Raw genomic sequence first — 24,018 nt, 5'->3', positions numbered from 1 at the left:
ATTCGGACCGACGACGCGGTGAGGGAAATAACAACCTTGCAGCATGGGGAAATTCAAAGTGCCGCTCTATGAATGAATTGTCAACGGTGTGTTACGGCAGCACCCCCGCCCGGCGCGCCGCCACCACTGCCTCCCCGCGGGTGTGCGTCCCCAGCTTCCGCATCGCCGAGCGCAGATAGCCCTTGACCGTCTCGGGCCGCAGCCCCAGTCGCTCGGCGGTGGCCGCGTTCGTCGCCCCCGCGGCCACACAGGCCAGGACGTCCAGCTCACGGGGTGCGAGAGCGATCTCCTCGGCCGGTGCCCGGGGGGCGAGGAGTCCGCAGGCGTCCAGCAGTTCGGCCCGCAGCGCCGGATCGGTGATCCGCGGCGCCAGGGCCCGCAGGGCCGCATGCGCTTCCCGCACCTGTTCCCGGCCCACGGGGTCGACCGTACGGGCCGCCTGCGACGCCTCCACCAGCCCCCGCGCCTCGTCCCGCACCACCAGCGCCTGCTCCACGTCCCGCGCCGCGTCCACCGCCGCGCTCAGCGTGCGGTCGCCCAGCGGCTGGGCGGTGCGCAGCGCGCCGTAGAGCACGCCCCGTACCCGGCGTCGTACGACCACGGGCACCGCCACGATCGCCCGCAGCCCCTCGGCGGCGACCGGCAGGTCGTACTCGTGGCTGATCTGCCGTGAGGAGGAGTAGTCCGTCACCGCGCAGGGGCGGGCCAGGGCGACCGCCTTGCCGCCGAGGCCGCTGCCGGAGATCACCGCGAGGGAGCGGAGCGCGGCCGTGGCCGTGCCGCTCAGTTCACTGATGCGCATCCGCGGCCGCCCCGGCTCCACCAGCCCGCCGAAGGCGACGGGCAGCCCCGTCGTCCGCCGCAGCCGCGCCAGCGCACCGCGAATCTCCACCGTCCCGGCCGTGTCCACCGCCACGCGTTCGTCCCTTCGCTGCAGCGCTCACCCCCGTTCGGGGGTAGTGAGACCTGCATCACGGATTACACGATGGCAGAGAGCCGCCCGGCAATGGTCCGGCACAGAGGAGAACACATGACGACGGCCGCCTTCCGCAGCGCGCGGGACTTCCTGCTGCAGCATCGCGAGGACTACGCGACGGCCTACGACGGCTTCGGCTGGCCCCGCCCCGACCGCTTCAACTGGGCGCTCGACTGGTTCGACGTCATTGCCGAAGGGAACGACCGGACCGCCCTGCACATCGTCGAGGAGGACGGCAGCGAGATCCGGCTCTCCTTCGCTGAGCTGTCCGAGCGCTCGGACCGTGCCGCCAACTGGCTGCGCGCGCAGGGCGTGGGCGCCGAGGACCGCATCCTCGTCATGCTCGGCAACCAGGCCGAGCTGTGGGAGACGGCCCTCGCGGCGATGAAGCTACGCGCCGTCGTCATCCCGGCCACCCCGCTGCTGGGCCCCGCCGATCTGCGCGACCGGGTCGAGCGCGGCCGGGTCCGCCATGTGCTCGTACGCGCCGAGGACACCGCCAAGTTCGACGACGTGCCCGGCGGCTACACCCGGATCGCGGTCGGCGGCGCTCCCCGGGACTGGCGCCGGTACGAGGACGCCTACGAAGCCTCCCCGCGGTTCACACCCGACGGCGAGACCCGGGCGGACGACCCGCTGATGCTCTACTTCACCTCGGGCACCACCGCCCGCCCCAAGCTGGTCGAGCACACCCACACCTCGTACCCGATCGGGCACCTGGCCACCATGTACTGGATCGGCCTCCAGCCCGGTGACGTGCACCTGAACATCTCCTCACCCGGCTGGGCCAAGCACGCCTGGTCGAACCTCTTCGCACCGTGGAACGCGGAGGCGACCGTCTTCATCCACAACTACACGCGCTTCGACGCGGCCCGACTGATGGCGGAGATGGACCGCGCGGGCGTCACGACCTTCTGCGCCCCGCCGACCGTCTGGCGCATGCTCATCCAGGCCGATCTGACCCAGCTGCGGACACCGCCGCGCGAGGTGGTCGCCGCGGGGGAGCCGCTCAACCCCGAGGTCATCGAGCAGGTGCGCCGGAAATGGGGCGTCACCGTCCGGGACGGCTTCGGGCAGACCGAGACGGCCGTCCAGGTCTCCAACAGCCCCGGCCAGCCACTGAAGACGGGCTCCATGGGGCGGCCGAGCCCCGGCTACCTGGTGGAACTGCTGGACCCGGTGAGCGGCGCGCCCGGCGCCACCGAGGGCGAGATCGCGCTGGACCTCTCGGCGCGACCGGTCGGGCTGATGACCGGCTACCACGGCGACGCCGACCGCACGGCGGAGGCGATGGCCGGCGGCTACTACCGCACCGGGGACGTCGCCTCGCGGGACGAGGACGGATACCTGACCTACATCGGCCGCAGCGACGACGTCTTCAAGGCCTCCGACTACAAGATCAGCCCCTTCGAGCTGGAGAGCGCCCTGCTGGAGCACGAGGCGGTCGCCGAGGCGGCCGTCGTGCCCGCGCCGGACGAGCTGCGCCTCGCCGTACCCAAGGCCTATGTCGTCCTCGCCGAGGGCTGGGAGCCCGGGCCCGACACCGCCAAGGTGCTCTTCGAGCACTCCCGTGACGCCCTCGCCCCCTACAAGCGCATTCGCCGGCTGGAGTTCGCGCCGCTTCCCAAGACCGTCTCCGGCAAGATCCGCCGGATCGAGCTGCGCGAGGCCACGGCCGCCGGCTCGGACGCCGAGTACCGCGAGGAGGACTTCCGGTGACATCCCTGTCGTACAGCCACGGAACGAGCGGGACCGCGCTGCTCGGCGACACGATCGGCGCCAATCTGGACCGGGCGGTGGCGAGTTGGCCGGACCGCGAGGCGCTCGTCGACGTGCCGTCCGGGCGGCGCTGGACGTACGCCCAATTCGGCGCGGATGTCGATGAGTTGGCGTACGCGCTGCTCGCGAGCGGTGTCGCCAAGGGTGACCGGGTGGGCATCTGGGCGGTCAACTGTCCCGAGTGGGTGCTGGTCCAGTACGCCACCGCCCGCATCGGCGCGATCATGGTGAACATCAACCCGGCGTACCGCACCCATGAGGTCGAGTACGTCCTCAACCAGGCCGGGATCTCCCTCCTCTTCGCCTCCCTCGCCCACAAGACCAGCGACTACCGGGCGATGGTGGAGGAAGTGCGCGGCAGGTGCCCGCAGTTGAGGGAGACCGTGTTCATCGGGGACCCGGGCTGGGACGCGCTGATCGCGCGGGGGACGCCGGTGCCGTTCGAGGAACTGTCCTGCGACGACCCGATCAACATCCAGTACACCTCGGGCACGACGGGCTTCCCCAAGGGGGCGACCCTCTCCCACCACAACATCCTCAACAACGGTTACTTCGTGGGCGAGATGATCGCCTACACCGAGCAGGACCGGATCTGCATCCCCGTGCCGTTCTACCACTGCTTCGGCATGGTCATGGGCAACCTGGCGGCCACGTCCCACGGTGCCTGCATGGTGATCCCGGCCCCGTCCTTCGACCCGAAGGCCACCCTGGAGGCCGTCCAGCAGGAACGCTGCACCTCGCTGTACGGCGTCCCGACCATGTTCATCGCGGAGTTGAACCTCCCCGACTTCGCGACGTACGACCTGTCCTCGCTCCGCACCGGGATCATGGCCGGCTCACCCTGCCCGGTGGAGGTGATGAAACGGGTGGTCGGCGAGATGAACATGGCCGAGGTGTCGATCTGTTACGGCATGACGGAGACCTCGCCGGTCTCCACGCAGACCCGGCGCGACGACGACCTGGAACACCGCACGGGAACCGTCGGCCGCGTCCTGCCGCACGTCGAGGTGAAGGTCGTCGACCCGGCCGGCGTGACCCAACCCCGGGGCGTGGCAGGGGAGTTGTGCACCCGCGGCTACAGCGTGATGCTCGGCTACTGGAACGAGCCCGAGAAGACCGCCGAGGCCGTCGACGCCGGACGCTGGATGCACACGGGGGACCTCGCGGTGATGCGGGAGGACGGCTACGTCGAGATCGTCGGCCGGATCAAGGACATGATCATCCGGGGTGGCGAGAACATCTACCCGCGCGAGATCGAGGAGTTCCTCTACGCCCACCCGAAGATCGCCGACGTCCAGGTCGTCGGGGTCCCGCACGAGCGCTACGGCGAGGAGGTCCTCGCCTGTGTCATCGCGCGCGACCCGGCGGATCCGCCGACGCTGGAGGACGTGCAGGCCTTCTGCGAGGGGCGGCTGGCCCACTACAAGGTGCCGAGCCGGTTGCAGGTGCTGGAGTCCTTCCCGATGACGGTGTCAGGGAAGGTCCGGAAGATCGAGCTGCGCCAGACATACGCGGCGGGCTAGTCCCGGCGCACGGGGGCGTCGGCGGCGCCCGGGGACTCCGTCGGCGATTGGCAGATCTGTCCCAGGCCCACCCGCGAACCCGCAGGTCACGGCCTCCGTCCCTGGGACGGATCTGCCCATCCCTCCCGCCTTGGCCTGCCCCGGCCCCCTACGCGCCCGTTGAGTCCAGGTCGTCCGCCAGCGTGTTCACCGGCTGGGGGGTGCCTGTCAGGTCGAGGACGAAGAGGGGGACGCCGAGGGTGTCGGCCACCGCGCGGGCCTCGGTGGCGTAGCCGGACAGGGAGAAGTAGACGCAGGTCGCGGATTCCGTCATGGCCGTCAGCCACAGGCACTCCACGTCCCGGAGGGAGGCCGGGCGGACTGTCGGGTCGACCTGGGCGAGCAGGCCGCGGGCGGCGATGCCGATGCCGTTCGGGGGGCGCTGGTAAGCGCGGCGGATGTCGCGGTAGCCGAGCCAGCGCAGATACAGGGCCGCGGCCGTGACCGCGTCGCGCGCGGTGCGGATCGTCACGGGCTGGAAGGCTCGCCGCGGGGCCGGCTCGGCCCGCTCGACGGCGGCGCCCGCCGCGACCGGGATCCGCAGCACCGTCCCGCACGGGCAGCCCAGCTCGGGATGCGGCCACTCGCCCCGGCGGCCGCAGGAGGCGCAGAGCACGGTGACCCAGTCGTCCTCCCAGGAGCGGTGCGAGACGGCCGTCGCCCGGGCACGCGGATCCAGCGGCGGCACCACGGGTGCGCCACACACGCACGGATACTCCGGCGCCGTGAAGAGGTGCTCGCGCCGGCAGACCGGGCAGCGCACCACCACGCTCTCGGGCATGGAACCCATCGTCCTCCAGGAGGCCCCCGCTTGTCCGTCTCTTGACGACCTACGGCTCCCCACTTACATTGCTTCCAGATAGTAGAAATTACTTTCCGCATTACGGAAGTACTCGCGGCGGGGCGCGACGGGAGTACACGTCCGACAGCCGAAGCAGGAGTACTCAATGGCTCGTATGACCGCTGCCCGTGCGGCAGTCGAGATCCTCAAGCGCGAAGGCGTCAGCAACGCGTTCGGCGTGCCGGGCGCGGCGATCAACCCCTTCTACGCGGCGCTCAAGGCCTCCGGCGGGATCAACCACACCCTCGCCCGCCATGTCGAGGGTGCCTCGCACATGGCCGAGGGGTACACACGCACGCACCCGGGGAACATCGGCGTCTGTATCGGTACCTCCGGTCCGGCCGGCACCGACATGATCACCGGTCTGTACTCCGCGATCGGGGACTCGATCCCGATCCTGTGCATCACCGGCCAGGCCCCGACCGCCCTGCTCCACAAAGAGGACTTCCAGGCCGTCGACATCGCCTCGATCGCGGGGCCGGTGACCAAGATGGCCGTCACCGTCCTGGAGGCCGCGCAGGTTCCCGGCGTCTTCCAGCAGGCCTTCCACCTCATGCGCTCCGGGCGTCCCGGGCCGGTCCTCATCGACCTGCCGATCGACGTCCAGCTGACCGAGATCGAGTTCGACCCGGAGACGTACGAACCGCTCCCGGTCTACAAGCCGGCCGCGAGCCGCGCCCAGATCGAGAAGGCGCTGACCTTCCTGCTGGAGTCCGAGCGTCCGCTGATCGTCGCCGGCGGCGGCATCATCAACGCCGACGCCTCCGATCTGCTGGTCGAGTTCGCGGAGCTCACCAACACCCCGGTCGTGCCCACTCTGATGGGCTGGGGCACCATCCCGGACGACCACGAGCTGAACGCCGGCATGGTCGGCCAGCAGACCGGTCACCGCTACGGCAACGCCACGTTCCTGGAGTCGGACTTCGTCCTCGGCATCGGCAACCGCTGGGCCAACCGGCACACCGGCTACAAGCTGGACGTGTACCGCGAGGGCCGCACGTTCGTCCACGTCGACATCGAGCCGACCCAGATCGGCAAGATCTTCGCCCCGGACTACGGCATCGCCTCCGACGCCAAGGCCGCCCTCGAACTCTTCGTCGAGGTCGCGCGCGAACTCAAGGCCGCCGGCAGGCTCCCGGACCGCTCCGCGTGGGTCGCCTCGCACCTGGAGCGCAAGGGCTCGCTGCACCGCCGTACGCACTTCGACAACGTGCCGATGAAACCGCAGCGCGTCTACGAGGAGATGAACAAGGCGTTCGGGCCCGACACCCGCTACGTCACCACCATCGGCCTCTCCCAGATCGCCGGCGCGCAGATGCTGCACGTCTACAAGCCGCGCCACTGGATCAACTGCGGCCAGGCGGGACCGCTCGGCTGGACCATCCCCGCGGCCCTCGGTGTCGCCACCGCGGACCCGGAGGCCCAGGTCGTCGCGCTCTCCGGTGACTACGACTTCCAGTTCATGATCGAGGAACTGGCGGTCGGCGCGCAGCACCGCATCCCCTACGTCCACGTCCTGGTGAACAACGCCTACCTGGGGCTGATCCGGCAGGCGCAGATCGGGCTGGACATCAACTTCCAGGTCAACCTGGAGTTCGAGAACCAGAACTCGCCCGAGCTGGGCGTGTACGGCGTCGACCACGTCAAGGTCGCCGAAGGGCTGGGCTGCAAGGCCATCCGCGTCACCGAGCCGGACCAGCTCCTGCCGGCCTTCGAGGAGGCCAAGAAGCTGGCCGCGCGGTACCGGGTGCCGGTCGTCGTCGAGGCGATCCTGGAGCGCGTGACCAACATCGCGATGAGCCCGACCGCCGACATCAGCGCGGTGAAGGAGTTCGAGGAGATCGCGACCGAACCGGGCCACGCGCCCACCGCGATCATCCCGATCAGGGCCTGACCGGCCGCACAGCTCCACCGCTCTGCTGAGGGGCGGCCCATCCGGGGGATGGGCCGCCCCTTCGGTGTGCCCGGAACCCAGTCGTTCGTCCCGGAAAGTGAGTCAACGTCCCGTGGGGTGCGGTATGTTGATGTTCCCACGCGGGAGTCTCCGAAGGCACAGATCCGGCATTGCCGGTGGACCCGGTTTCATACGGGATGCTTGACCGCGTAGGTGCGGGGCGCAGCCAATCGCCTCTGCTCCGCTGCGGTGGAGCTGGATGCAAACCCCACGTCACAGCCAGTGGCGCTCGTTGTGCAAGCCCGTCGATTCGTCGAAGAGCAGTTGGCAGGTTGATTTGAGGGATCCGTAGCCCGCGTACGCCACCGTGCGTACGCGGGCTCACCTGTCGTGGTGTTCGGACAGCCCCGGCCAGTCGTCGGGACCGCCGCCCTGCCACTCCACGATGTCCTCGTTCTCCACCTCGACCCGGTCGAGATCGGCGAGGCGCAGCAGCTCCACGACGTCGTCGAGATGCGAGGCGACGCCGAGGTTGTGGTCGTCCGCGGTGACCCGCCGGGAGCCGTCCAGGGCCGGCGAATGCACCACGACATGCGGATGGTGCGCTGGATGTGCCATGCCTCCAGCGTCCTGCGCGGACGCCGGGAGCGCACCCCGGAGACGGCGAAGAGCGCCCGCACGGGACCGTCCGTGTCAGGCGCTCTTCGTCTTTTCTGGGACCGCGGCGGCAGCGACGGAGCCGGGGCGCCCTTCCCTCAGGTCGAGAAGGGGGTCCGGTCCTTCACCACCGCACTGGCTCGCACGCCGCCGCGGTCCGCACCCTGCCCGTGCCCCGTACCGGGGACCACCCCTCATCCGGGTCTCCCGGCGTTCGGGCGCGAGCAGGGAGCTCTTCTCCGGGGAGGCTCAGTTCTCGCGCAGGGCGCGGACCGCCTCCTCCACGCGCTTGCCGTACTCCGGGTCGGCGGCGTGGAAGTGGGCCAGGTTCTTCTCGATCGCGTCGTCGCGGGAGACCTGCGAGAGGCCGCCGGCGATGTTCGCGACCGGCCGGGACTTCTCGTCCTCGGACATCAGTCGGTACAGCTCACCGGCCTGGAAGAAGTCGTCGTCCTTGGTGTGCTGCGGGGCCTCGTGCGTGCCCGTCCAGCCGTGGAGGGCCAGCGGGGCCGACAGCGGGCGGCCGGTCTCGGCCGGACCGTCGTACGAGTTCGGCTCGTAGTTCTTCGCCGCGCGGCCCTGGGAGTTGGACGCCATGAGACCGTCACGGCCGTAGTTCCGCGCCGTCGTCGCCTTGGGGGCGTTCACCGCGAGCAGGGTGTGGTTGACGCCCAGACGGTAGCGCTGCGCGTCCGCGTAGGCGAACAGGCGGCCCTGGAGCATCTTGTCCGGCGAAGGACCGATGCCCGGCACGAAGTTGTTCGGGGAGAACGCGGCCTGCTCGACCTCGGCGAAGACGTTGTCCGGGTTGCGGTCGAGGACCAGGCGGCCCACGCGCTGCAGCGGGTAGTCCTTGTGCGGCCACACCTTGGTGAGGTCGAAGGGGTTGAAGCGGTAGTCCGCTGCCTCGGCCGCCGGCATGATCTGCACGTACAGCGTCCAGGACGGGTTCACGCCCCGCTCGATGGCCTGGAGCAGGTCCGTCTGGTGCGAGCCCGGGTCCCTGCCCGCGAGCTCGGCCCCCTGCTCGGCCGACAGCGACCGGACGCCCTGGTTCGTCTTGAAGTGGTACTTGACGAAGAAGGCCTCGCCCTCGGCGTTCGTCCACTGGTAGGTGTGCGAGCCGTAACCGTTCATGTGGCGGTACGACGCCGGGATGCCGCGGTCGCCCATCAGCCAGGTGATCTGGTGCGTGGCCTCGGGGGAGTGCGCCCAGAAGTCCCAGACGTTGTCCGGCTCCCGCTTGCCGGTGAACGGGTCGCGTTTCTGCGAGTGGATGAAGTCCGGGAACTTGACGGGGTCCTTGATGAAGAACACCGGGGTGTTGTTGCCGACGAGGTCGTAATTGCCCTCCTCGGTGTAGAACTTGAGCGCGAAGCCGCGCGGGTCGCGCACCGCGTCCGCGCCGCCGAGCGAGTCGGCCACGGTCGAGAAGCGCAGGAGGACCTCGGTGCGCTTGCCGACGGAGCTCAGGAAGTCGGCGTACGTGAAGCCGGTGACGTCGTCCGTCACCTCGAAGTAGCCGTACGCGCCGGAGCCGCGGGCGTGCACCACGCTCCCCCACTGCCTTAAGGGCGTGGGAGGTGCCCCCACCGGGATGCGCTCACGGTTGAAGCGGGCGAGCTTCTCCAGCAGGTGCTGGTCCTGGAGGAGGAGCGGACCGCCGGCGCCGGCGGAGGCGGAGTTCTGGTTGTCGGCGACCGGGGCGCCGGACTCTGTCGTGAGCACGCGCTGCGACATCAAGGACCTTCCGTACGCTTCGGAAAGGAACTTCCGCTTTGTGGAGCCTAGGTTTGGGGCGATCTGGACGTCAACGCTTTGTTGAAGTTGATTCCGGGCGGCGCCGCCGCTTGGGCGCGACAGGACAGGTGTCAGCGGCGGCGCCGCCCGGGGTCGTGGGTCAGACCTGGGCGCCGGAGAGGCGCTCCACGGCCCGGAGCAGTGCGGAGTGGTCCAGTGCGCCGTCGCCCTGCGCGCGCAGCGAGGCGACCAGCTGGGCGACGACCGCACCGACGGGCAGGGCCGCACCGACGTTGCGGGCGGCGTCGGTGACGATGCCCATGTCCTTGTGGTGCAGGTCGATCCGGAAGCCCGGCTTGAAGTCGCGGCTGAGGAAGTTGTCCTTCTTGCGGGTCAGCACGGTCGAACCCGCGAGTCCGCCGTTCAGGACGTCCAGGGCGGCCTTCAGGTCCACGCCGGACTTCTCCAGGAAGACCACGGCCTCGGCGCACGCCTGGATGTTCACGGCGACGATCAGCTGGTTGGCGGCCTTCACGGTCTGGCCCGAGCCGTGCGGACCGCACAGCACGATGGTCTTGCCGAGGGCTTCGAGGATCGGCTTCGCGATGTCGAAGTCGGCCTGCTCGCCGCCGACCATGATGGACAGCACGGCCTCGATCGCGCCGGCCTCGCCGCCGGACACCGGGGCGTCCAGGACGCGGATGCCCTTGTCCTTCGCCGCCTTCGCCAGGTCGACCGAGGTCTGCGGGGTGATCGAGGACATGTCGATCACCAGGGCGCCCGGCCGGGCGTTCTCGAGGATGCCGTCGGGGCCGTAGGCGATGGCCTCGACCTGCGGGGAGGCCGGCACCATCGTGATGACCACGTCGGCGTCCTTGACGGCCTCGGCGATCGAACCGGCGGCCTTGCCGCCGGCGGCGGCAAGGCGGTCCAGCTTGTCCTGCTCCAGGGTGAAGCCGGTGACGTCGTAGCCCGCCTTGACGAGGTTCTCGGACATGGGGGAGCCCATGATGCCGAGGCCGATCCAGGCGATCTTGGGAAGAGTGCTCATGACGGGGGTGCCTCTCTGCGTACTTCTCTACGTGGGTGGGGTGGCCCTCAGCGGGCCGCGCGGGCCTCGGCGGGCAGCCAGTCGAAGGCCTCGGTGCTCGGGCGGTCGCCCGGCTTGTACTCCAGGCCGACATAGCCCTCGTAGCCGGCCTTCCGCAGCTGGTCGAGCAGCTCCTCCAGCGGCAGCGTCCCCGTGCCCGGCGCGCCGCGTCCGGGGTTGTCGGCGATCTGCACATGGCCGGTGATCGAGGCGAACCGCTCGATCACCGACGGCAGGTCCTCGCCGTTCATGGACAGGTGGTAGAGGTCCATGAGGAAGCGCGCGTTGTCCAGCCCTGTCGCCTCGTTGACCTTGGCGACGATCCCGGCCGCGGCCGGCGCCGACACCAGCGGGTACAGCGGCGACTCGGGCTTGTTCAGCGCCTCGATCAGCAGGATCGCGCCGATCCGGTCGGCCGCCCGCGCCGCGAGGACCAGGTTCTCCAGCGCGAGCGCGTCCTGCTCGGCCGGGTCCACGCCCTCGGCGCGGTTGCCGTACAGGGCGTTGAGGGCCTTGCAGCCCAGGGACTCGGCGAAGTCCGCGGCCACGTCGATGTTGGCGCGGAACCTCTCCGACTCCTCGCCCGGCAGCGACAGGGCGCCGCGGTCCGGGCCCGGCAGCCGCCCGGCGTAGAAGTTCAGTCCCGTGAGCCGGACGCCCGCGTCCTCGATCGCCTTCCTCAGGGCGTCGAGCTCGGACTGCTCGGGAGTGGGGGAGTCGATCCAGGGCCACCACAGCTCGACCGCGGTGAAGCCCGCCGCGGCGGCGGCCGCGGGGCGCTCCAGGAGCGGGAGTTCCGTGAAGAGGATCGACAGGTTGACGTTGAAGCGCTGCTCTGCAAATCCCATGTGGGCCTGCGCTCCCTTCCGTGTCGAGTGATTCCGTATTGCGGAAGTTTGTTTCTGCTTAATGGAAGATTGCCGTTGGGTGTCGCTGCTTGTCAAGAGGGGTCGGCGGAAGTAGGTGCCGCGCGTTAGGTTGTGCGCGTGCGATTGAGAGTGGAGTTCACGACCGAGCCGTTCGACCTGGACGAGGCACCCGCGCACGCGCTGGTGGCCCGCGAGGTGGTCGAGGCGGCCGAGCTGGACGCGGTGGACGTCGGCCCGTTCGGCAACACGGCGGAAGGCGGGGCCGACGCCGTGCTCGCCGCTGTCGACGCGCTGCTGCGCAAGTCCCTGGCGGCCGGTGCCACCCGGGTCTCGCTCCAGGTCAATGTGATCGGGGAGGGCGAGAAGTGACCGGCACGGGCGACGAGCCCTTCATCGCGGCGGTGAAGCCGCTGGTCGACGCCATGGGCGGGGAGATGGTCCCGCCGGACGAGGCCGGCCCCGACGACGTCGTGCTCAGCTGGGGAGGCTCCGACGTGGTCGCCGTACGCCTGCCGCAGCTCGCGGACTCCCTCGATCACATCCTCGCCGCCATGGAGCGCAAGCAGGGCAAGCCGCTGGCCGACCTGGACCGCAAGGCCAAGCAGGAGGTCGTACGGATACTCGAGGCGCGTGGCGCCTTCTCCGTACGGCATGGCGTGGAGACCGTGGCCAGCGCGCTCGGGGTGAGCCGCTTCACGGTGTACAACTACCTCAATCGTGACAAAGGCGTCTGAACCGCACCCGCGGGCTTCGTAACCCGGAATTTTCAACAAAGTGTTGACGTGGTGTTGCGGAGGGCGTTAGCTAACGGGAGCCCGTTCAGTACGAAGGCCGTTCGCGGCCACGGAGGCTCCCGTGACTTCGACTTCCACGCCGCCGGGCCTTACCCGGTTCAACGCTCTCGAGGAGCACGCGGCGTTCGCCGCTCTCCACGAGGCGTGCGCCTCCACGGCATGGGCGCGGCGGCTGCTCGCCGCCCGCCCGTATCCCACCGTCGACACCCTCTACGCCGCCAGCGACGCCGCCATGGCCGAGCTGACCACGGCGGACCTGGAGGAGGCGATGGCCGGGCACCCGCCCATCGGCCGCCCCAAGGAGGGCGACCCGACCTCGGCGCGGGAGCAGCGCGGCATGGCCGGCGCCTCCGAGGACCTCAAGGCGGAGATGCTGGAACTGAACCTGGCCTACCAGGACAGATTCGGCCATGTCTTCCTCATCTGCGCCACCGGCAGGACCGGCGAGCAGATGCGCGACGCGGTCAAGGAACGGATCGGGAACTCGCCGGAGCAGGAGCGGGAGATCGTCCGCACCGAGCTGGGCAAGATCAACCGTATCCGGCTCGCCCGACTCGTCGAAGAGGACTGACGCAGCATGAGCACCAGCACCGCGGCCTCGCCGAGAAATTCAGTGTCCACGCACATCCTGGACACCAGCATCGGCCGCCCCGCGCAGGGTGTCGCCATCCAGCTCTCCGCCCGCCCGGGCCGGGACGCCCGGTGGCAGCCGCTCGGCGGTTCGGCGACCGACGCGGACGGGCGGTGCAAGGACCTCCCGGCCCTGCCGGAGGGGACCACCCACGTACGGCTCGACTTCGCCGTCGAGGCGTACTTCGAAAAGAAGCAAGCCGATGCGCAGCAGGACGCCCCCGCGAGTCGGGACAGCGGTGCCGTGTTCTTCCCCGAGGTGGCGATCACCTTCGCCGTCGAGCCCGGGGAGCACTACCACGTACCGCTGCTGCTCAACCCGTTCGGCTACTCCGTTTACCGAGGGAGCTAGCTAAATGACACTCAATTCCCGCCCTGCCCGCCCTGTGATCCTGGGACAGAACCAGTACGGCAAGGCCGAGAACCGAGTCGTGAAGATCACGCGGGACGGCGCCACCCACCACATCAAGGACCTCAACGTCTCGGTCGCGCTCTCCGGCGACATGGACGAGGTCCACTACTCCGGCTCGAACGCCAACGTCCTGCCGACCGACACCACCAAGAACACGGTGTACGCGTTCGCCAAGGAGCACGGCATCGAGTCCGCCGAGCAGTTCGGCATCCACCTGGCACGGCACTTCGTGACCTCACAGGAACCGATCAAGGTCGCGCGGATCCGCATCGAGGAGTACGCGTGGGAGCGGATCGCCGCCTCCGACGCCAACTCGCAGTTCATCGGCGCGGACGAGGTCAAGCACTCCTTCGTCCGCAAGGGCCAGGAGACCCGGGTCACGCAGATCACCTACGACGGTGAGAAGTGGGAGGTCGTCTCCGGCCTCAAGGACCTCGTGGTGATGAACTCGACCAACTCCGAGTTCTGGGGCTACGTCAAGGACAAGTACACGACACTGCCCGAGGCGTACGACCGCATCCTGGCCACCCAGGTCTCCGCCCGCTGGCGCTTCAACTGGACCGACGACGAGCAGCGGATGCCCCACTGGGAGAAGTCCTACGAGCAGGTGCGGAAGCACATGCTCCAGGCCTTCGCCGAGACCTACTCGCTCTCGCTCCAGCAGACCCTCTACCAAATGGGTTCGCGGATCATCAACAACCGCAGCGAGATCGACGAGGTGCGCTTCTCGCTCCCGAACAAGCATCACTTCCTGGTGGACCTGGAGCCGTTCGGGCTCAAGAACGACAACGAGGTGTACTTCGCCGCCGACCGGCCCTACGGCCTGATCGAGGCGACCATCCTGCGGGACGGCTGCGAGCCGAGGATCCCGGTGGACCTCACCAACCTCTGATCAACTCCATCTGCGGCACCCGCGGCCCGCCTGGGCGGGCCGCGGCACTCAAATCCCGGGGTCCTGCCGTGCCCACTCCACACAGCGCAAAGGACGAACCATGGCAGCAGCCCAGCGCATCGTCATCGAGAACTGTTCGATCGCGACCGTCGACGCCGACGACACGGAATACGCGAGCGGTCACGTCGTCATCGCCGGCAACCGCATCGAGGCGCTCGGCGCGGGCAAGGCACCCGAGGGCCTGGAGAACGTCGTACGCAGGATCGACGCCACCGGCCACCTGGTGACCCCCGGTCTGGTCAACACCCACCATCACTTCTACCAGTGGATCACCCGGGGCCTGGCCACCGACCACAACCTCTTCAACTGGCTCGTCGCGCTGTACCCGACCTGGGCGCGCATCGACGAGCCGATGGTCCGGGCCGCTGCCCAGGGCTCCCTCGCGATGATGGCCCGCGGCGGCGTCACCACCGCCATGGACCACCACTACGTCTTCCCGGAGAACTCCGGCGACCTGTCCGGCGCGATCATCGGCGTGGCGCGCGAGATGGGCGTCCGCTTCACCCTTGCCCGCGGCTCCATGGACCGCAGCGAGAAGGACGGCGGCCTGCCCCCGGACTTCGCCGTCGAGACCCTCGACGGTGCCCTCGCCGCGACCGAGGCGACCGTGAAGGAGCACCACGACTCCTCCTTCGACGCGATGACCCAGGTGGCCGTGGCCCCCTGCTCGCCGTTCTCCGTCTCCACGGAACTCCTGCGTGAGGGTGCCGAGTTGGCCCGCCGTCTCGGGGTGCGCCTGCACACCCACGGTTCGGAGACCGTCGAGGAGGAGCAGTTCTGCAAGGAACTGTTCGGCATGGGTCCCACCGACTACTTCGAGTCCACCGGCTGGCTCGGCGAGGACGTGTGGATGGCGCACTGCGTCCACATGAACGACTCCGACATCGCCGCGTTCGCCCGGACGAAGACGGGAGTGGCCCACTGCCCCTCGTCGAACGCCCGGCTGGCCGCCGGTATCGCCCGCGTCCCGGACATGCTGAAGGCCGGCGTCCCGGTCGGCCTCGGTGTCGACGGCACCGCCTCCAACGAGTCGGGCGAACTGCACACCGAACTGCGCAACGCGCTGCTCATCAACCGCCTCGGAGCCCACCGCGAGGCCGCCCTGAACGCCCGACAGGCCCTGCGCCTGGGCACGTTCGGCGGCGCCCAGGTCCTGGGCCGTGCGAGCCAGACCGGCTCCCTGGAGCCGGGCAAGCTCGCCGACCTGGTGCTGTGGAAGCTGGACACCCTCGCCCACGCCTCCATCGCCGACCCGGTCACCGCACTGGTCTTCGGTGCGGCCGCCCCGGTCACGGCCTCCTTCGTCAACGGCCGCCAGATCGTCGAGAACAACCGTCTGCTGCACGTCGACGAGGACGCGATCGCGCGCTCCACGCGGGAGCAGGCGCAGCGCCTGGCGAAGATCGCCGGTCACTGAACACCGTACTGAAGTACGGCACTTGACTCCGGCCGGGAGGGACGGCTCCTGGCCGGCAGCCGTGAACCCGAGCGGGGTTCATGGCGGCCGTGTCCGGGGCGTGCGCCACACGCGCGCGCCCCGGAACGGTCTCCGCACCTCTCGCACGCCCCCGTCCTCCGGTCCCTCCCCCACTCTCGGCTTCGCTCGAGCGGGAGGTGCCCCCATGCCCGCGCACCACCTCCCAGAAACCCACGTCAGAGCCGACGTGTTAGCTGACCCGGAGGAACCGCAGTGACCGCTCACCCCGTCGACGAAAAGCTCCCCGCACTCAAAATGGCCACCACAGGCCTCCAACACGTGGCAGCGATGTACGCGGGAGTCGTCGCCCCGCCCCTGATCGTCGGCGCGGCCATCGGCCTGTCCGGCACCGAACTCACCTTCCTGACCGGCGCCTGTCTGTTCACCGCGGGCCTCGCCACGTTCCTCCAGACCCTCGGGATCTGGAAGATCGGCGCCCGGCTGCCCTTCGTCAACGGCGTCACCTTCGCCGGCGTCGCCCCGATGACCGCGATCGTCGCGTCCACCGACGACAAGTCCGATGCCCTGCCGATCATCTTCGGCGCGGTCATCGTCGCCGGTGTGCTGGGCTTCATAGCGGCCCCCTTCTTCAGCAAGGCGGTCCGGTTCTTCCCGCCGGTCGTCACCGGCACCGTGATCACCCTCATCGGGGTCTCCCTGCTGCCGGTCGCCTTCGGCTGGGCGCAAGGGCCCGACCCCGCCGCCGACGACTACGGTTCGACGACCTATCTGGGCCTGGCGGGCGCGACGCTGGTGATCGTGCTCCTTCTGCGCCGCTTCACCCGTGGCTTCGTCAAGCAGATCGCCGTACTGCTCGGCCTGGTGATCGGCACCCTGGTCGCGATCCCCTTCGCAGTCACCGATTTCGGCCCGGTCGCGGACGCGGACGTGGTCGGCTTCCCGACGCCGTTCCACTTCGGCGCCCCGCAGTTCCAGGTCGCCGCGATCGTGTCGATGATCGTGGTGATGGTGGTCTCGATGACCGAATCGACCGCCGACATGCTGGCGTTGGGCGAGATCGTCGACCGGCCCGCCGACGAGAAGACCATCGCGGCGGGCCTGCGCGCCGACACCCTCGGCTCGGCGATCAGCCCGCTCTTCAACGGCTTCATGTGCAGCGCCTTCGCCCAGAACATCGGCCTGGTCGCGATGACGAGGATCCGCAGCCGGTACGTCGTCGCCACCGGCGGCGCCTTCCTGGTGCTGATGGGCCTGTGCCCGATGGCCGCCTCGCTCATCGCCGTCGTACCGCGTCCGGTGCTCGGCGGCGCGGGCGTGGTGCTGTTCGGCTCGGTCGCGGCGAGCGGCATCCAGACCCTGGTCCGGGCCGGTCTGGACAAGGACAACAACGTCCTGATCGTGGCCGTCTCACTGGCTGTCGGGATCATCCCGATCACGGCGCCGGAGTTCTACCACGCGTTCCCCGAGACGGCGAAGATCGTGCTCGACTCGGGGATCTCGACGGGCTGTGTGGCCGCGGTGGTGCTCAACCTGGTCTTCAACCACCTCGGCAGGCAGCGCGACGCGCAGGACGTCACACACCCGATGGAAGCCGGTGAGGAGATCGCGGCGGCGCACTAGCCGATCGCGCAACTGTCCCCGTACACGTTCCACTTGAGCGGTGTGTCCAGGTCGAGATCGCCCTTCTGGAGAAAGACCCGTCGGGCGGTCTCGACCCGGCTCACAGCGCTGCGGGCGGCCTTCTCTCGCTCCGCATTCAGGGGCGCGGGTTTGCCTGGCACGGGGTGGCCGCGGGGAGCCGGCCGGTGAAGTACGAGCGGGGCGGGACGCCCATCAGGGCGCGGAAGTCGGACGTCATGTGCGACTGGTCGTAGTAGCCCGTGGCGGTGGCGAGTTCGGCCCAGGGAGCTGTCGTGGCGTGGGTGAGGACCGCGTGCACGCGGTTGATGCGGGCGTAGTGCTTGGGGGACAGGCCCACCCCCTCCGCGAAGAGGTTGCGCAACTGGCGTTCGCTGACGGCCAGTTCGCGGGCCACCTGGCTGACCTGGCCGGGGGTGCGGCCGATCCGCACCGACATCGCGTCGACCCCGGCCCGCACCAGCTCGGCGCGGTCGGACGTCCTGGTGAGCCGCTCCGGCAGCACGTCGGCCAGATGCGCCGCCGTCTCCTCGGGGGCCAGCCATCGCAGGTCACGGCCGAGTTCGCGTGCGGTGCTGCCCGGCAGTTCGTCCAGCGGAACGACCTTCCCCACCAGGGCGACCGCCGGAACACCCAGCAGGGGACGGGCCGTTCCGGGTGCGAGGCGCATCTCCACGCAGGAGGCCAGGGCCTTGCCGTCGTGGTACGAGGCCCGGACCCGAGGACCGGCGGCGATGACGTCACGGTGCCCGGTCACTCCCACGCGTACGACGATCTTCGTGCCGACGTCCGGGAGATGGACGAACGACTCCTCGGGCGGGCCGACGGCGGCCACGGTGCTGATCCCGGTGATCCAGGGACGCAGGGCCTCGGGCAGCTCAAGGGCTTGCTCGGCGCGGGAGTTCGTCACCTCTTCACCGTAGACGAGCGAACGGCGCGGAGGGCGGGCGAACCGTGCCGGAATTTCCAAGAGCCGGGGCGCCTGTCCGGCGCACGGTGGGGACATGATCCTCGTTACCGGTGCCACGGGCACCATCGGCAGTGAACTCGTACGACAGCTCGCGGCGCGCGGCGAGAAGGTCCGCGCCCTGACCCGCGACCCGGCGAAGGCCCAGGTGCCGCCGGGGGTGGAGGTGGTGCGCGGGGACTACCTCGACCCCGGCTCCCTGGAGGGTGCGACGGCGGGGGTGACGGCCGCGCTCCTGCTGGGCGCCCCCGGTCCGGGCTCGCGGCACGACCAGGCGCTGGTGGCGGCCGCGGCCGCGGCGGGCGTCCACCGGCTGGTGAAGCTCTCCGCGATCGGGACGGGCGATCCCGAGGTCGGTCCGTCCGGCGAGTGGCATGTGCCCGGGGAGCAGGCGGTGCGGGACAGCGGCGCCGAGTGGACGATCCTGCGCCCCTCGTCCTTCGCCTCCAACACGCTGAGCTGGGCGCAGGCCGTCGGGCAGGGCGAGCCGGTGCCGAACATGACCGGTGACGGACTGTCCGGGGTGATCGATCCGCGAGACGTGTCCGAGGTCGCGGCCCGGGTCCTCGTCGACGGCGGGCACGCGGGGCGGACGTACACCCTGACCGGCCCCGAGGCGATCAGCGTCCCCGAGCAGGCCGCGGTACTCGCCTCGGTCCTCGGCCGGCCGGTCGCGACCCGGGATCTCTCGCCGGAGGAGACCCGCGACCACCTGCTCACCGCGTGGGGCTTCGACGAGGCGCAGTCCGCGGGCATCCTGGCGGGTACGGCCTTCGTGCGCGGGGGAGGCAACGCGGTCGTCACGGACGATGTGCCGGAGGTGCTGGGGCGGTCGGCCCGTACGTACCGGGAGTGGGCCGAGGACCACCGGCAGGCGTTCGCCGCACGGTGACAGGGCGAAGCGGCGGCGGGCACTTGGCCCGCCGCCGCTTCGCCAGGGGCGCGGGGCTGTATTCATGCGCGGCCACCGCCGCCTGGGCGCGCCCAGCCCTTACCCGGCCTGCGGATATGTCACCGCTCCTGCGACGGAGTGCGCAGTATTCCCGCCGCCAGCCCCAACGCCACCACCGCGATCCCGGTCCCCACCCCGAAGGCCAGCTGATACCCCTCGGCCATCGCCGCGAGGCGCCCCGCACCGCCGTCGACCAGCCCCTCCGTCCGGCTCGCCGCCAGTACCGACAGCACCGCCAGCCCCAGCGAACCACCCACCACCTGCGTGGTGTTGAACAGTCCGGACGCCAGCCCCGCGTCCTCCTCCCGCGCCCCCGACATGGCCAGCCCGGTCAGCGCGGGCATCGCCGCGGCGAACCCGGCGCCGAGCAGGAGCAGCGACGGGAGTACGTCGGTGACGTAACGGCCGTCGACGGGTGCCCGGCTCAGCAGGGCCATGCCGGCGACGATGAGGACGAGCCCGGCGAGCAGCACCCGGTACGCGCCGAACCGCCCGATGGTCCGCGCCGACAGGCCGAGCATCAGCGCCCCGATCACTACCGGCGCCGGCAGGAACGCCGTGCCGGTGGCCAACTCGCCATAGCCCAGGACGCGTTGGAGATAGAGCGCGGCGATGAACTGGAAGCCGTACATGGTGGCGATCATCAGGATCTGCACGGCGTTCGCACCGCTCAGCACCCGGGAGCGGAACAGCCGCAGCCGCAGCAGCGGACGGGCGGTCCGCGCCTGGCGGACGGTGAACGCCACGAAGAGCGCGACGGCGAGAGCGGCCAGCAGGAGCGTGACGGTCAGATCGCGGTCACCGGCGCCGACGATGACGTAGACCGTGAGCATCAGGGCGCCCGTGACCAGCGTCGCGCCGGGATAGTCGGCGCCCCTGCCGAGTCCCTCCCCGCTGTCCGGGGCCAGGACACGGGACGCCGCCAGCAGGGCGACGATGCCGATGGGGAGGTTGATGAGGAAGATCCAGTGCCAGTTCAGGACCTCGGTCAGCGCCCCGCCCAGGAACGTGCCGAGGGAAGCGCCCCCGGCGCCGACGGCGCTGAACACCGCGATGGCACGGGCCTGTTCGCGCGGGTCGGGGAACAGGGCGACCAGCATGCCGAGGACCACGGCCGAGGTCATCGCCCCGCCCACGCCCTGCAGGGCACGGGCCGCGATCAGCACACCCTGGCCGGTCGCCACCCCGCACAGCACGGACGCCGCGGTGAACACGGCGAGCCCCGCGGTGAACATCCGCTTGCGGCCCACGAGATCGCCGAGCCGACCGGCGAGCAGCAACAGCCCGCCGAAGGCGATGAGATAGGCGTTGACGACCCACGCCAGGCCCGAGGCCGAGAAGCCGAGGTCGCTCTGGATGGCCGGCATGGCGACCGTGACGATGTTGCCGTCCAGGACCGTCATCAGCGTCCCCGCGCACAGGACGACAAGGGAGGCCCAGCGGGAGTACGTTCGCTGTGTTCGGTGCGGTGTCCGGCTACGGGACTCGATGATGGCCGTCATGGCGGCGTTGCCTCCGGTCTTCCTTGGTGCACGACTTGTAACGGGGTTCATCGTGGGTGACCATGGAGGCCGGCCGTAAGGAGGCAGTCCGATGTCCCAGAGGAACACCGGTGTTACCGTCCAGGCAGTGAACGCGCACGCCTGCCCCGTCCGCGAAGTTCTTGACAGGGTCTCCGGCAAATGGAGCGTCCAGATCCTGGTGGCCGCCGCCCACGGACCCATCCGTTTCACCGAGTTGGAGCGCAGCATCGAGGGCATCAGCCGCCGCATGCTGACCCTGACGCTGCGCAACCTGGAGCGCGACGGACTCGTGACCCGTACCGTGTATCCGACGGTCCCGCCCAAGGTCGAGTACGAACTCACCACGGCGGCACGGGAGTTGCACGAGACCCTGCAACGCCTGACCGACTGGGCCGAGCGCAACAGGGTCTACATCGCCGAGTCGAGGGCCGCCTACGACACCGAGCACCAGCCGGAGCTGGTCGACGCCTAGGCCTTCCCTACGGTGTGGCCAGTGCCTCCGTCGGCGACAGCCGTGCCGCCCGGATCGCCGGGTGCAGGCCCGCCAGGCCGCCGATCAGGAGGGTGGCCGCGACCCCGCCCGCCAGGGCCGATGGCGGTACGGCCGTGGGCCACCCCTGGTAGCGGGGGAGGAGCCGGAGAGCGCGGTGATCGTGCCGCCCGGAGCCCGAACGGACCCGGAGCGGACGCCGGTTCCCTGAAGCACCCCCACGGGTCCGGGACCGGCCGCCGCTCCTGGCGGTGCCCTACACCCGGCGCGGGGAGGCCAGCAGGTACCGGGCTCTGGTCCGCGGCTCGGTGTACTCGCCGACCTGCCAGCCCGCCCCCTCCAGGGTGGCCGCGCAGGCCCTGAGCGCGGCTGCGTCCGGCTCGCGCACGGCGACGGCCTCGGGCTGCGGCGTCACCCGCACCCGGTATCCCTCGGCGCCTTCTCCGGTCGCCGGACGGTGCCCGGCCGCCTCCAGGGCGAGCGCGGCGGCCTGCACCAGATGCGTGCGCTCCCAGCCGCAGGGCCGGTTCGTGGCCCCGTCCGGGTTCGTCATCCGGCGCAGCTCCAACAGCCCCTGCCAGGCGCTGTGCACCTCGCGCACCCGTGCGGCACCGGCGGCCGGCGGATCCTCCTCGCCGCCGATGCGCGCGGCGAACACCCCGGCGGCCGAGGGCGCCTCGGTCTCGGGTGGGGGCGCCGCCGGTTCGGCTTCCCGGATCCGGTGTCCGGCCGGTGTCAGGAAGTGGTCGTGCGGCGGCCGGGGGTGCCGGAACGCGAGCCCGTGCTTCACCAGGGCCGCGAGCTGCGCCTCGGTACCCCTGAGCCGTCCGGTGACGGGATCGGCGCTGTCGATGACACGCCGCTGTGCGGCGGTCGGCGGTCGTGTCACGGCGTGCTCCTCCCCGTCGGCAGGCCGGTAGAAAAGGCGGTCGCCGTGCGGCGATCAACCCACTCGAAGGACTACGACGGGGGTCTGACATCGGGTCTGACATTCCACCCCGCCACCACCGGCCGCCCATGCTCCGTGCCCAGTCGGCAGACCGTCCCCGTCGCCAGCTGGAACAGCGCCCCCCGCGCCGCCGGCAACCCGAGCCGGCGCGCCGTGAGCACCCGCAGGAAGTGCCCGTGGGCGACCAGCAGGACCACGCCCTCGGTGTTGGCGAGGGCCGCGTCCACCTTGGCCAGGACCCGGTCGGCCCGCTCGCCGACCTGTTCCGGCGTCTCCCCGGGACGGTCCGGGGGCCCCGGTGCGACCCCGTCCGTGAACAGGAACCAGTCCGGCCGGGTGCGCTGGATCTCGACGGTGGTGATCCCCTCGTAGCCGCCGTAGTCCCACTCCCGCAGGTCCACGTCGACCCGGGCGTCGGGCACCCCGATGAGCTGGGCCGTCTCGCGGGCCCGCTGGAGGGGACTGACGAAGGCCGCGCCGATGCGGTGCGAGCGGATCAGCGGCACCAGGCCGCGTGCTTCCGCCCGCCCGTGCTCGGTCAGTGGCACGTCCGTCCATCCGGTGTGCCGTCCGGACCGCGACCACTCGGTCTCACCGTGCCGGACGAGAAACAGGTCACCCACGCCGTCCTCCTGCCATGCCTGTCAACACGGTGTCATGCGGCGCGGGCGGCCCGCACGACGGACTCGGCCAGACGGCCGTTCTCGGGGGAGGCGCCCTCGCCGGACGGGAACGCGAAACGGCGCCGCGTGTAGGCGTACGCCACCCCGCTCGCCGGGTCGGCGAAGCCGAGCGAGCCCGTCGCGCCGCTGTGCCCGATCGTGTTCTCCCCGAGGAACGGGTATCGCCTGGTCAGATACTCGAACCCGAGCCCGAAGTGACCCGACTGCCCGGTCACCAGATCCGTCCCCGGTGTCCGCCGGCCCCCGAACGCGGCGACCGTCTCCCGGGTGAGCAGCGGCGGCCGCCCGTCCACCGTGCCGATCGCGGCGGCGTACATCCGGGCCACCCCGCGCGCGTTGCCCACCCCGCCCGAGGAGGCCGGACCGAGCACCCGCACGGCGCGGGTGTTGCCGAAGGCCACGATGTCGGTCCGCTCGGGCGCGTTCGCGTTCATGGCGATGCCCGGGATGCTGTCGGGCTCGGCCACCCGCTCCCGCAGCGCCGCGAGCTGCTCCGCTGTGGGTTCCAGCGGCAGCACCTCCCGCCACCGTGGCTCCAACTCCTCGGGCAGGCCGAGGTGGAAGTCGATCCCGTACGGCGCCCGGATGCGGTCCTCGTACAGTTCCCTGACCGACCGCCCGGTGACCCGCCGCACCACCTCTCCGGTGAGCGCGCCGATGACGAAGGCGTGGTAGCCGTACGCCGCCCCCGGCTCCCACAGCGGCTTCTGTCCGGCCAGCCGCGCGGCGATCAGCCGGTCGTCGGCCAACTCCTGCGTGGTGAAACCGCCGTCTACGCCGACCACGCCCGATCGGTGCTCCAACAGCTCCCGCAACGTGAGTCGGTCCTTGCCCTCGGCGGCGAACTCGGGCCAGTAGGCGGCCACTTCACGGTCCAGGTCGAGGACGCCCTCCTGCACCAGCAGCGCCACGACCAGATGCGCGGCACCCTTGGTGATGGAGTACAGGCTGGTCAGCGAGGAGCCGCTGATGTCCTCCCCGGCCCACAGGTCGACCACCTGCCGGCCGTCCACGTACGCCGCCAGCTGTGCGCCCGGGTCGTGCGCCTCCTCGGCGACGAAGGCGGCGAACTCCTCGCGCACGCCCTCGAAGCCGTCGGCCACGGTGCCCTGCACGTCGTACGACATCCCGCTTCCCCTCAGTCGTCGGTCCCGTATGGAGCCGATCAACAGGAAGCGGATG

The 24,018-nt window shown here is 70.5% G+C and carries 23 protein-coding genes and 2 pseudogenes; 12 read left to right on the top strand and 13 right to left on the bottom strand.

From position 1 onward, the window contains the following. Nucleotides 1–91: 91 nt before the first annotated feature. Nucleotides 92–916, bottom strand: a complete 825-nt coding sequence (locus tag QF037_RS11375) for a helix-turn-helix transcriptional regulator (RefSeq protein ID WP_307024212.1) — start codon at nucleotides 914–916, stop codon at nucleotides 92–94. 114 nt (nucleotides 917–1,030) lie between these two features. On the opposite strand from QF037_RS11375, the gene QF037_RS11370 reads away from it, so the two are divergent. Both QF037_RS11370 and QF037_RS11365 read left to right on the top strand, forming a co-directional pair. Next, nucleotides 1,031–2,695: an AMP-binding protein gene (locus tag QF037_RS11370; RefSeq protein ID WP_307024210.1), complete on the top strand. Its 1,665-nt coding sequence runs from the start codon at nucleotides 1,031–1,033 to the stop codon at nucleotides 2,693–2,695. Further along, a complete protein-coding gene (locus QF037_RS11365; protein WP_307024208.1) occupies nucleotides 2,692–4,278 on the top strand; it encodes an AMP-binding protein in 1,587 nt (528 codons plus the stop codon). Before QF037_RS11370 ends, QF037_RS11365 begins: the two co-directional genes overlap by 4 nt. Before the next feature lie 148 nt (nucleotides 4,279–4,426). Here the strand turns inward: QF037_RS11365 and QF037_RS11360 are convergent, their stop codons facing one another. Continuing rightward, the gene (locus QF037_RS11360) at nucleotides 4,427–5,107 is read right to left on the bottom strand and encodes a hypothetical protein (RefSeq protein WP_307024207.1); all 681 of its coding nucleotides are present in this window, start codon (nucleotides 5,105–5,107) and stop codon (nucleotides 4,427–4,429) included. A 166-nt stretch (nucleotides 5,108–5,273) separates the two neighbouring features. On the opposite strand from QF037_RS11360, the gene gcl reads away from it, so the two are divergent. Beyond that, the gene (gene gcl, locus QF037_RS11355) at nucleotides 5,274–7,052 is read left to right on the top strand and encodes a glyoxylate carboligase (RefSeq protein WP_307024205.1); all 1,779 of its coding nucleotides are present in this window, start codon (nucleotides 5,274–5,276) and stop codon (nucleotides 7,050–7,052) included. Nucleotides 7,053–7,433: 381 nt separating this feature from the next. On the opposite strand, the gene QF037_RS11350 is transcribed toward gcl, so the two are convergent. The 4 genes from QF037_RS11350 to QF037_RS11335 form a co-directional block, all read right to left on the bottom strand. Next, complete coding sequence (locus QF037_RS11350) at nucleotides 7,434–7,670, bottom strand: hypothetical protein (RefSeq protein WP_307024204.1); 237 nt, start codon at nucleotides 7,668–7,670, stop codon at nucleotides 7,434–7,436. Nucleotides 7,671–7,958: 288 nt separating this feature from the next. Beyond that, nucleotides 7,959–9,449: a catalase gene (locus tag QF037_RS11345; RefSeq protein WP_307024202.1), complete on the bottom strand. Its 1,491-nt coding sequence runs from the start codon at nucleotides 9,447–9,449 to the stop codon at nucleotides 7,959–7,961. A gap of 160 nt (nucleotides 9,450–9,609) precedes the next feature. Beyond that, nucleotides 9,610–10,500: a 2-hydroxy-3-oxopropionate reductase gene (locus tag QF037_RS11340; protein ID WP_307024200.1), complete on the bottom strand. Its 891-nt coding sequence runs from the start codon at nucleotides 10,498–10,500 to the stop codon at nucleotides 9,610–9,612. A gap of 47 nt (nucleotides 10,501–10,547) precedes the next feature. After that, complete coding sequence (locus tag QF037_RS11335; protein WP_307024198.1) at nucleotides 10,548–11,387, bottom strand: TIM barrel protein; 840 nt, start codon at nucleotides 11,385–11,387, stop codon at nucleotides 10,548–10,550. A 138-nt stretch (nucleotides 11,388–11,525) separates the two neighbouring features. Between QF037_RS11335 and QF037_RS11330 the strand changes: the two genes are divergently transcribed. The 7 genes from QF037_RS11330 to QF037_RS11300 all read left to right on the top strand — a co-directional run bounded on the left by QF037_RS11330 (nucleotide 11,526) and on the right by QF037_RS11300 (nucleotide 17,254). Beyond that, nucleotides 11,526–11,777 (top strand): hypothetical protein, encoded by a 252-nt coding sequence (locus QF037_RS11330; protein WP_307024196.1) that lies wholly within the window; start codon nucleotides 11,526–11,528, stop codon nucleotides 11,775–11,777. Next, nucleotides 11,774–12,142 carry a helix-turn-helix domain-containing protein gene (locus QF037_RS11325; RefSeq protein ID WP_307024194.1) on the top strand — a complete coding sequence of 123 codons (369 nt, stop codon included), beginning with the start codon at nucleotides 11,774–11,776 and terminating at the stop codon, nucleotides 12,140–12,142. Before QF037_RS11330 ends, QF037_RS11325 begins: the two co-directional genes overlap by 4 nt. Nucleotides 12,143–12,263: 121 nt before the next feature. Then, nucleotides 12,264–12,773, top strand: coding sequence for a 2-oxo-4-hydroxy-4-carboxy-5-ureidoimidazoline decarboxylase (gene uraD / locus QF037_RS11320; protein WP_307024193.1), 510 nt, complete (start codon nucleotides 12,264–12,266; stop codon nucleotides 12,771–12,773). 6 nt (nucleotides 12,774–12,779) lie between these two features. Then, complete coding sequence (uraH, locus tag QF037_RS11315) at nucleotides 12,780–13,184, top strand: hydroxyisourate hydrolase (protein WP_307024191.1); 405 nt, start codon at nucleotides 12,780–12,782, stop codon at nucleotides 13,182–13,184. A gap of 4 nt (nucleotides 13,185–13,188) precedes the next feature. Then, nucleotides 13,189–14,136 (top strand): factor-independent urate hydroxylase, encoded by a 948-nt coding sequence (gene pucL / locus QF037_RS11310; RefSeq protein ID WP_307024188.1) that lies wholly within the window; start codon nucleotides 13,189–13,191, stop codon nucleotides 14,134–14,136. A gap of 100 nt (nucleotides 14,137–14,236) precedes the next feature. Further along, nucleotides 14,237–15,613: an 8-oxoguanine deaminase gene (locus QF037_RS11305; RefSeq protein WP_307024187.1), complete on the top strand. Its 1,377-nt coding sequence runs from the start codon at nucleotides 14,237–14,239 to the stop codon at nucleotides 15,611–15,613. A 273-nt stretch (nucleotides 15,614–15,886) separates the two neighbouring features. Further along, complete coding sequence (locus QF037_RS11300; protein ID WP_307024186.1) at nucleotides 15,887–17,254, top strand: nucleobase:cation symporter-2 family protein; 1,368 nt, start codon at nucleotides 15,887–15,889, stop codon at nucleotides 17,252–17,254. Here the strand turns inward: QF037_RS11300 and QF037_RS11295 are convergent. Together QF037_RS11295 and QF037_RS11290 are read right to left on the bottom strand one after the other, a co-directional pair. Then, nucleotides 17,251–17,388: pseudogene (locus QF037_RS11295) on the bottom strand (chitosanase); the annotation flags it as partial. The gene QF037_RS11300 and the pseudogene QF037_RS11295 overlap by 4 nt on opposite strands. 2 nt (nucleotides 17,389–17,390) lie before the next feature. Further along, complete coding sequence (locus QF037_RS11290; RefSeq protein WP_307024184.1) at nucleotides 17,391–18,182, bottom strand: AraC family transcriptional regulator; 792 nt, start codon at nucleotides 18,180–18,182, stop codon at nucleotides 17,391–17,393. Between the two features lie 94 nt (nucleotides 18,183–18,276). On the opposite strand from QF037_RS11290, the gene QF037_RS11285 reads away from it, so the two are divergent. Further along, nucleotides 18,277–19,131, top strand: coding sequence for an NAD(P)H-binding protein (locus QF037_RS11285; RefSeq protein ID WP_307024182.1), 855 nt, complete (start codon nucleotides 18,277–18,279; stop codon nucleotides 19,129–19,131). A 119-nt stretch (nucleotides 19,132–19,250) separates the two neighbouring features. On the opposite strand, the gene QF037_RS11280 is transcribed toward QF037_RS11285, so the two are convergent. Then, nucleotides 19,251–20,693 (bottom strand): MFS transporter, encoded by a 1,443-nt coding sequence (locus tag QF037_RS11280; protein WP_307024180.1) that lies wholly within the window; start codon nucleotides 20,691–20,693, stop codon nucleotides 19,251–19,253. 91 nt (nucleotides 20,694–20,784) lie between these two features. On the opposite strand from QF037_RS11280, the gene QF037_RS11275 reads away from it, so the two are divergent. After that, on the top strand, nucleotides 20,785–21,186 hold the full coding sequence (locus QF037_RS11275; protein ID WP_266886340.1) for a winged helix-turn-helix transcriptional regulator: 402 nt from the start codon (nucleotides 20,785–20,787) through the stop codon (nucleotides 21,184–21,186). A gap of 7 nt (nucleotides 21,187–21,193) precedes the next feature. On the opposite strand, the pseudogene QF037_RS11270 reads toward QF037_RS11275, so the two are convergent. From QF037_RS11270 to QF037_RS11255, 4 genes and pseudogenes are all read right to left on the bottom strand, one after another. Then, nucleotides 21,194–21,337, bottom strand: a pseudogene (locus QF037_RS11270) (ABC transporter permease); the annotation flags it as partial. A gap of 123 nt (nucleotides 21,338–21,460) precedes the next feature. Then, complete coding sequence (locus QF037_RS11265; protein ID WP_307024167.1) at nucleotides 21,461–22,093, bottom strand: hypothetical protein; 633 nt, start codon at nucleotides 22,091–22,093, stop codon at nucleotides 21,461–21,463. Nucleotides 22,094–22,164: 71 nt separating this feature from the next. Continuing rightward, nucleotides 22,165–22,776 (bottom strand): histidine phosphatase family protein, encoded by a 612-nt coding sequence (locus QF037_RS11260; RefSeq protein WP_307024165.1) that lies wholly within the window; start codon nucleotides 22,774–22,776, stop codon nucleotides 22,165–22,167. Nucleotides 22,777–22,808: 32 nt separating this feature from the next. Continuing rightward, a complete protein-coding gene (locus tag QF037_RS11255; RefSeq protein ID WP_307024163.1) occupies nucleotides 22,809–23,963 on the bottom strand; it encodes a serine hydrolase domain-containing protein in 1,155 nt (384 codons plus the stop codon). Nucleotides 23,964–24,018 lie beyond the last annotated feature (55 nt).

Source organism: Streptomyces canus (assembly GCF_030815415.1).
GTDB lineage: Bacteria > Actinomycetota > Actinomycetes > Streptomycetales > Streptomycetaceae > Streptomyces > Streptomyces canus_F.
This window is presented reverse-complemented; position numbering and strand designations above follow the sequence as displayed.